Origin of the sequence: Streptomyces sp. NPDC059895, assembly GCF_042731035.1 — a bacterium.
Lineage (GTDB): Bacteria > Actinomycetota > Actinomycetes > Streptomycetales > Streptomycetaceae > Streptomyces.
Genome location: NZ_JBHWKO010000014.1, coordinates 1 through 7,712, shown reverse-complemented (window position 1 = coordinate 7,712; position 7,712 = coordinate 1). Strand labels below are relative to the sequence as shown.

Here is a 7,712-nt window from a genome sequence, read left to right as displayed (position 1 = left end):
ACCACCACGACAGCACGGACCAGGACGGCACGAACCAAGACGTAACGGACAAAGACGGAACGAACCGAGACGGCGTGAACCAAGACGGCACGAACCAAGACGGTACGAACTTAAACGGCACGTACTGAGACGGCACGTACTGAAAGGAACGTTCGTGTCCGACGAGCAGCAGCTCCGCTACTTCCTCAAGAAGGTCACCGCCGACCTGCGGGAGACCCGCAAGCGTCTGAGCCGTGCCGAGTCGATGGTCTCCGAGCCCGTCGCGATCGTCGGCATGGCCTGCCGGTTCCCCGGGGACGTCGCTTCCCCGGACGACCTGTGGGACCTGGTCCGCAAGGGCCGGGACGGCGTCGGCGCCTTCCCGGCCGACCGCGGCTGGGACCTGGACCGGCTCTTCCACGACGATCCCGGTCACCCCGGCACCACGTACGCCCGCGAGGGCGGGTTCCTCGCCGGGGCGGCCGAGTTCGACGCCGGGTTCTTCGGCATCTCGCCGCGCGAGGCGCTGGCGATGGACCCGCAACAGCGGCTGCTGCTCGAATGCTCCTGGGAGGCGCTGGAACACGCCGGTATCGACCCGACCTCGTTGCGAGGCAGCCAGACCGCGGTCTTCGCCGGCACCAACGGCCAGGGATACACGGCGACCGCCGCCACCGCCGAGCAGGACGTCGAGGGCTACCTGCTCACCGGCCTGTCCGCGAGCGTGGCCTCCGGCCGGGTCTCGTACGTGTTCGGTCTGGAGGGCCCTGCGGTGACGGTGGACACGGCGTGCTCGTCGTCGCTGGTCGCGATCCACCTGGCGGCGCAGGCGCTGCGCTCGGGCGAGTGCACCATGGCGCTGGCCGGCGGCGCCACGGTCATCGGCTCGCCCGGCACCTTCATCGAGTTCTCCCGGCAGCGCGGGCTGGCCGCCGACGGCCGCTGCAAGGCGTTCTCCTCGACCGCCGACGGCACCGGCTGGGCCGAGGGCGCCGGCATCGTCGTCCTGGAACGGCTCTCCGACGCACGGCGCCTCGGCCACCGTGTCCTGGCCGTGGTACGCGGCTCCGCCATCAACCAGGACGGTGCCTCCAACGGCCTGACCGCGCCCAACGGTCCGTCGCAGCAGCGGGTGATCCGTCGCGCGCTGGCTTCGGCGGGCCTGACCGGCGCGGACGTGGACGCCGTGGAGGCACACGGCACGGGTACGACGCTCGGCGACCCGATCGAGGCGCAGGCACTCATCGCCACCTACGGCCAGGACCGGGACCCCAAGACCCCGCTCTGGCTCGGCTCGATCAAATCCAACCTGGGCCACACCCAGGCGGCCGCGGGCGTCGCCGGGGTCATCAAGATGGTCCAGGCCCTCCGGAACGCCGAACTGCCGCCCACCCTGCACGTGGCCGAACCCACGCCCGAGGTCGACTGGTCCGACGGGACCGTGGCGTTGCTGACCGAGGCGCGTCCGTGGTCGCGGAATGGTTCGCCGCGTCGGGCGGGTGTGTCGGCGTTCGGGATCAGTGGTACGAACGCGCACGTGATCCTGGAGGAGGCGCCTGCGCAGGAGACGTCGGCCGGGGCTGGGGCTGACGCGGGGGGTGATGCGCATGGTGATGGGGGTGTGGTGGTGCCGTTGGTGGTGTCGGCGCGGGGTGCGGGGGCGTTGCCGGGTCAGGCGGAGCGGTTGGCGGGTGTGCTGGGGTCGGGTGTGCTGGGGTCGGGTGTGTCGTTGGCGGGTGTGGCGCGTGGGTTGGTGTCGGGGCGTGCGGTGTTGCCGGATCGTGCGGTGGTGGTGGCTGGTTCGGTTGAGGAGGCGGTGGCGGGTCTGGCGCGGGTGGGTGCTTCGTCCGTTCCCGCTCCCGTTCCTGTGGTGGGTTCGTTGGTGTTCGTGTTTCCGGGGCAGGGGGCGCAGTGGGCGGGGATGGGGCGTGCGTTGGCGGAGCGGTTCCCGGTGTTCAGGGAGCGGTTCGACGAGGTGTGTGCGCTGTTGCCCGACGGTACCCGCGAGGTGGTGTTCGGTGAGCGGACCGGGGAGATCGAGGGTGTGGCGCTGATCGACCGGACGGTGGTGGCGCAGGCGGGGATTTTTGCGGTGCAGGTGGGGTTGTTGGGTTTGTTGGAGTCGTGTGGGGTGCGGCCTGGTGCGGTGGTGGGTCATTCGGTGGGTGAGGTGGCTGCGGCGTATGCGGCGGGGGTGGTGTCGTTGGTGGATGCGGCGCGGTTGGTGGCGGTGCGGGGTGCGGTGATGCAGGGGGCGCGGGGTGGGGGTGTGATGGCGGCGGTGGCTGCGTCGGAGGAGGAGGTGCGTGGGCTGTTGGTGGAGGGGGTGGAGATCTCGGGGGTGAACGGGGCGGGGTCGGTGGTGGTGTCGGGGCGTCGGGAGGCGGTGGAGGTGGTGTTGGCGGGGCTTGCGGGGCGGCGTTCGCGGATGTTGCGGGTGTCGCATGCTTTCCATTCGGCGGACATGGATCCGGTGCTGGAGTCGTTCGCGGCCGGGCTGGAGGGGATGGTGTTCGGGGAGCCGGCGTTGTTGATGCAGTCGACGTTGACGGGGCGGCCGTTGGGGTCGGTGGATGCGGGTTATTGGGTGGAGCAGGCGCGGGGTGCGGTGCGGTTCGCGGATGCGGTCGGGGGGTTGCGGGAGGCGGGGTTCGGGACGTTCGTGGAGGTGGGTCCGGCGACGTTGAGTGGTGTGCTGGAGGACGCGGTGGTGTTGACCCGGCGGGAGGGTGACGAGGTCCGGGAGGTGCTGGCCGGGTTGGGCGAGTTGTTCGGCCGGGGAGTGGACGTCGACTGGGGCCCGCTGCTGCCGCCCGGCGAGACCGTCCTCGACCTGCCCACTTACGCCTTCCAGCACCGCCGTTACTGGATCCTGGACGCCTCCGGCGGCGGTGACGTCACGGCGCTCGGCCTGACCGCGGCCGACCACCCCCTGCTCGGCGCACTCGTCGAACTGCCCCACGCGGGCGGCGTCCTGTTCACCACCCGGCTGAGCCTTGCCACCCACCCCTGGCTGGCCGACCACACGATGCAGGACGTCGTCCTGATGCCCGGCGCCGGTCTCGTCGAACTGGCCGTACGGGCCGGCGACCACGTCGGCGCCCCGGTCCTGGACGAACTCGTCATCGAGGCGCCCCTGGCCGTCCCCGCCCGCGGCGGCCTGCGCATCCAGGTCGCCGTGGACGCGCCGGGCGAGCAGGGTGCCCGCGCCGTGGCCGTCTACTCCGCCCCGGAGACGGACGAGACCGGTGACGCCTTCGACCCCGAGCTGTGGCAGTGCCACGCGACCGGCCTGCTGCTGCCCGAGAACGAGGCCGCCGCCGACAGCGGAAGCCTCCCGGCCCAGTGGCCGCCCGCCGGCGCGGAACCGGTCGACATCGCGGACCTCTACCCCCGACTCGCCACCCAGGGATACGGCTACGGGCCGCTCTTCCGCGGTCTGCGCCGCGCCTGGCGCCATGAGACCGGCCTCTACGCCGAGGCCGCGTTCGACGAGGAGCACTGGAGCGAGGCCCGCCGCTACGGCATCCACCCGGCCCTGCTCGACGCCGCCCTCCACACCGCCCTGGTGAGCGAGACCGGCGACGACGGGACGGTGGGCCTGCCGTTCGCCTTCTCCGGCGTCACCCTGCACGCGGCCGGCGCCGTCGCCGTACGCGTCCACCTGGTCCCGAACGGCGGCAGCGACGGGCTGGCCCTGCGCCTCATGGACGACAAGGGCGCCCCCGTACTCACGGTCCGCTCGGTGGTGTCCCGCCCGGTGACCGCCGAGCAACTGGGCGGTGCGCCCGGCCGCGCCGGCGACGACGCGCTCTTCCGCGTCGGCTGGAACCGGCGTACCGACGTGGCCGCCGATCCGCGTCCGGATCTGCTGCTCGTCGAGAACGCCACCCAACTCACCGCGCTCGCCGCCGAGGTCGCCGACGGGGGCCGACTGCCCGACTGGCTCGTGCTGGCCGTCCGGGCCGGGGACACCCCTGGCGAACCCGCCCTGCACGCACTCCACATGCTGCAGACCCTGCACGCCCATCCGGAGCTGGAGGACGCCCGGCCGGCGGTGCTCACCCACGGCGCGGTGACGACCGGCCCGGGTGACACCCCTCCCGACCCGGCCCTGGCCGCCGTCTGGGGCCTGGTCCGCTCCGCGCAGGCAGAGTGGCACCGGCCGATCGCACTGCTCGACGCGGCGAACGACGATCTGGCCGTCGCCCTGGCCGCCGTCACCGACGGCGAGAACGGCAAGCACGGCGAGGACCAGGTCGCGGTCCGTACGGGTGTGGTGTGGTTGCCGCGTCTGGTGCGTGGTTCGGGTGCGTTGGTGGTGCCTGGGGGGTCGTCGGTGTGGCGTCTTGCGGGTGGGGGTTCGGGTGCGTTGGAGGATCTGTCGTTGGTGGCGGCGCCGGAGGTGGCGGTGCCGTTGGGGGTGGGTGAGGTGCGGATCGGGTTGCGGGCGTTGGGGTTGAACTTCCGGGATGTGCTGATCTCGTTGGGGATGTATCCGGGGGAGGCGTTGCCGGGTACTGAGGGTGCGGGTGTGGTGACGGAGGTGGGTCCGGGTGTGGGTGGTGTGTCGGTGGGTGACCGGGTGATGGGGATCGTGTCGGCGGGGTTCGGGTCGGTGGCGGTGGCTGATCACCGGTGTGTGGTGCGTATTCCGCGGGGGTGGTCGTTCGCGGAGGCGGCGTCGGTGCCGGTGGTGTTCTTGACGGCGTATTTCGGGTTGCGGGATCTGGGTGGGCTGCGGGCGGGTGAGCGGGTTCTCGTTCATGCGGCGGCGGGTGGTGTGGGGATGGCGGCGGTGCAGTTGGCGCGGTGCTGGGGTGCGGAGGTCTTCGCGACGGCGAGTCCGGGGAAGTGGGGGGTGCTGCGGGGGCGGGGCTTCGACGAGGCGCATCTGGCCTCGTCGCGGGATGCGTCGTTCGCGGAGCGGTTCGCCGGTGGTGTCGATCTCGTGCTGGACAGTCTGGCCGGTGGTCTGGTGGATGCGGGGTTGGGGTTGCTGGGTGAGGGGGGTCGTTTCGTGGAGATGGGCAAGACCGATGTCCGTGAGCCGGGTGAGGTCGCTGAGGCGTATCCCGGTGTCTCTTATCGTGCGTTCGATCTGGTGGAGGCGGGTCCGGCGCGGATGGGGGAGATGCTGGCGGAGGTGGTGGGGTTGTTCGAGGAGGGTCGTCTGGAGTTGTTGCCGCGGTCGGTGTGGGATGTGCGGCAGGCGCGTGCGGCGTTCCGTTTCATGAGTCAGGCCCGGCATGTCGGGAAGATCGTGCTGAGTGTGCCGCGGTCGCTGGATCCCGAGGGGGTGGCGGTGGTGACCGGCGGGCTGGGTTCGCTGGGTGCGTTGACGGCGAGGCATCTGGTGGAGGCGCATGGGGTGCGGCATGTGGTGCTGGCCGGGCGTCGGGGTGTGGAGTCGCCGGGTGCTGCGGAGGTGGTGTCCGGGCTTGAGGGTTTGGGTGCGTCGGTTCGGGTGGTGGCCTGTGATGTGGGTGACGGTGAGTCGGTGCGGGCGTTGTTGGGTGATCTGCCGGAGGGTCGTCGGCTGACCGCCGTGGTGCACACCGCCGGTGTGCTGGATGACGGTGTGGTCGGTGAGCTGACGCCGGAGCGGGTGGCGAGGGTGTTCGGGCCGAAGGTCGATGGTGTGGGTCATCTGGATGTGGTGACGCGTGAGCTGCATCCGGATGTGGATGCGTTCGTGGTGTATTCGTCGGCGTCGGGGACGTTCGGTTCGGCGGGGCAGGCGAACTACGCCGCCGCCAACGCTTATGTGGACGCGGTGGTGGCGCGTCGTCTGGCGGACGGGTTCGCGGGTGTGTCGCTGGCGTGGGGGCTGTGGCGGCAGGAGTCCGGTATGACCGGGCATCTTTCCGGGACCGATCATGCCCGCATCAGCCGTGGGGGCTTCCTGCCGCTGGAGCCGCAGGACGGCATGGCACTGCTCGATGCCGCCCTGGACAGCGGCGAACCGGTCGTCGTACCGGTCAGGCTCGACTTACGCGCGCTGGGTGACGGCGACGGGGTCCCGCCGATCCTGCGCGGTCTCGTCCGCCCCGCACGCCGCGCCGCCCAGGCGCCCACGCCGGTCGGCGGCGGGGGACTGGCGGACCGCCTCACCAGGCTCGCCCGGACCGAACAGGAGCAACTGCTCCTGGAACTCGTCCGCACCGAGGCCGCCGCTGTGCTCGGTCACGACAGCGCCGCGGAGATCGCCGCGGACCGGCCGTTCAAGGACGCGGGCTTCGACTCGCTGACCGCCGTCGAACTGCGCAACCGATTGCGCGAGGCCAGCGGCGTACGGCTGCCCGCGACCGTCGTGTTCGACCACCCGGTGCCCGTGGCGCTGGCCCGCCACCTGCGCGACGAACTGGTCGGAGAGGTGACCGGCGCCGTGGCGGAGCAGGCCCCGGCGCGGGTCGCCACCGACGAGCCGATCGCGATCGTCGGCATGAGCTGCCGGCTGCCCGGCGGAGTGACCGACCCCACCGGGTTCTGGAACCTGCTCCGGCAGGGCCGGGACGGCATGGGCCCGTTCCCGACCGACCGCGGCTGGGACCTGGACGGGCTGTTCCACGACGACCCGAGCCACCCCGGCACGTCGTACGTGCGCAACGGAGGCTTCCTCGACGGTGTCTCCGGGTTCGACGCCCATTTCTTCGGGATCTCACCGCGTGAGGCGACCGCGATGGACCCGCAGCAGCGGCTGCTGCTCGAAGGCTCCTGGGAGGCACTGGAGAGCGCCGGCATCGCCCCCACCTCGCTGCACGGCCAGGACGTCGGCGTCTTCTCCGGCGTCTCCAGCCACGGCTACTCCATGCAGGCCGGCGGCGCCGTTCCCGAGGACGTCGAGGGCTACCTCGCCACGGGTACGTCCGTCAGCGTCGCCTCCGGCCGGGTCTCGTACGCCTTCGGCTTCGAGGGCCCGGCGGTGACGGTGGACACGGCGTGCTCCTCGGCGCTGGTGGCCGTCCACCTGGCCGCGCAGGCGCTGCGCTCGGGCGAGTGCTCGATGGCGCTGGCCGGCGGGGTCGCCGCGATGGCCACCCCCAACGCCTTCGTCGAGTTCTCCCGGCAGCGCGGCCTCGCGGCCGACGGCCGCTGCAAGCCGTTCTCGTCGACCGCGGACGGCACGGCCTGGGGCGAGGGCGTCGGCGTCGTCGTCCTGGAACGCCTGTCGGACGCGCAGCGGCTGGGGCACCGGGTCCTGGCGGTCGTGAAGGGCTCGGCGGTCAACCAGGACGGCGCCTCCAACGGGCTGACCGCCCCGAGCGGGCCCGCGCAGCAGCGGGTGATCCGCCGCGCGCTGGCCGCCGCGGGCGTGACCGGCGCGGACGTGGACGCCGTGGAGGCGCACGGCACGGGCACCGTCCTCGGCGACCCGATCGAGGCGCAGGCGCTGCTGGCCACGTACGGCCGCGACCGGGACCCGGAGCACCCGCTGTGGCTCGGCTCGGTCAAGTCCAACATCGGCCACACCCAGGCCGCCGCGGGCGTCGCCGGACTGATCAAGATGGTGCAGGCGCTGCGCCACGAGACCCTGCCGCCCACCCTGCACGTGGCCGAACCCACGCCCGAGGTCGACTGGTCCGACGGGACCGTGGCGTTGCTGACCGAGGCGCGTCCGTGGTCGTGGAACGGCAGGCCGCGTCGGGCGGGTGTGTCGGCGTTCGGGATCAGTGGTACGAACGCGCACGTGATCCTGGAGGAGGCGCCCGCGCAGGAGACGTCGGCCGGGG

Annotated in this window: 1 protein-coding gene; it reads left to right on the top strand. The window is 72.2% G+C overall.

Annotated features, from left to right (window positions below):
• Positions 1-154: 154 nt before the first annotated feature.
• Positions 155-7,712: SDR family NAD(P)-dependent oxidoreductase (locus ACFV9M_RS18320; protein ID WP_385102492.1), on the top strand; the 7,558-nt coding region annotated here is incomplete at its 3' end.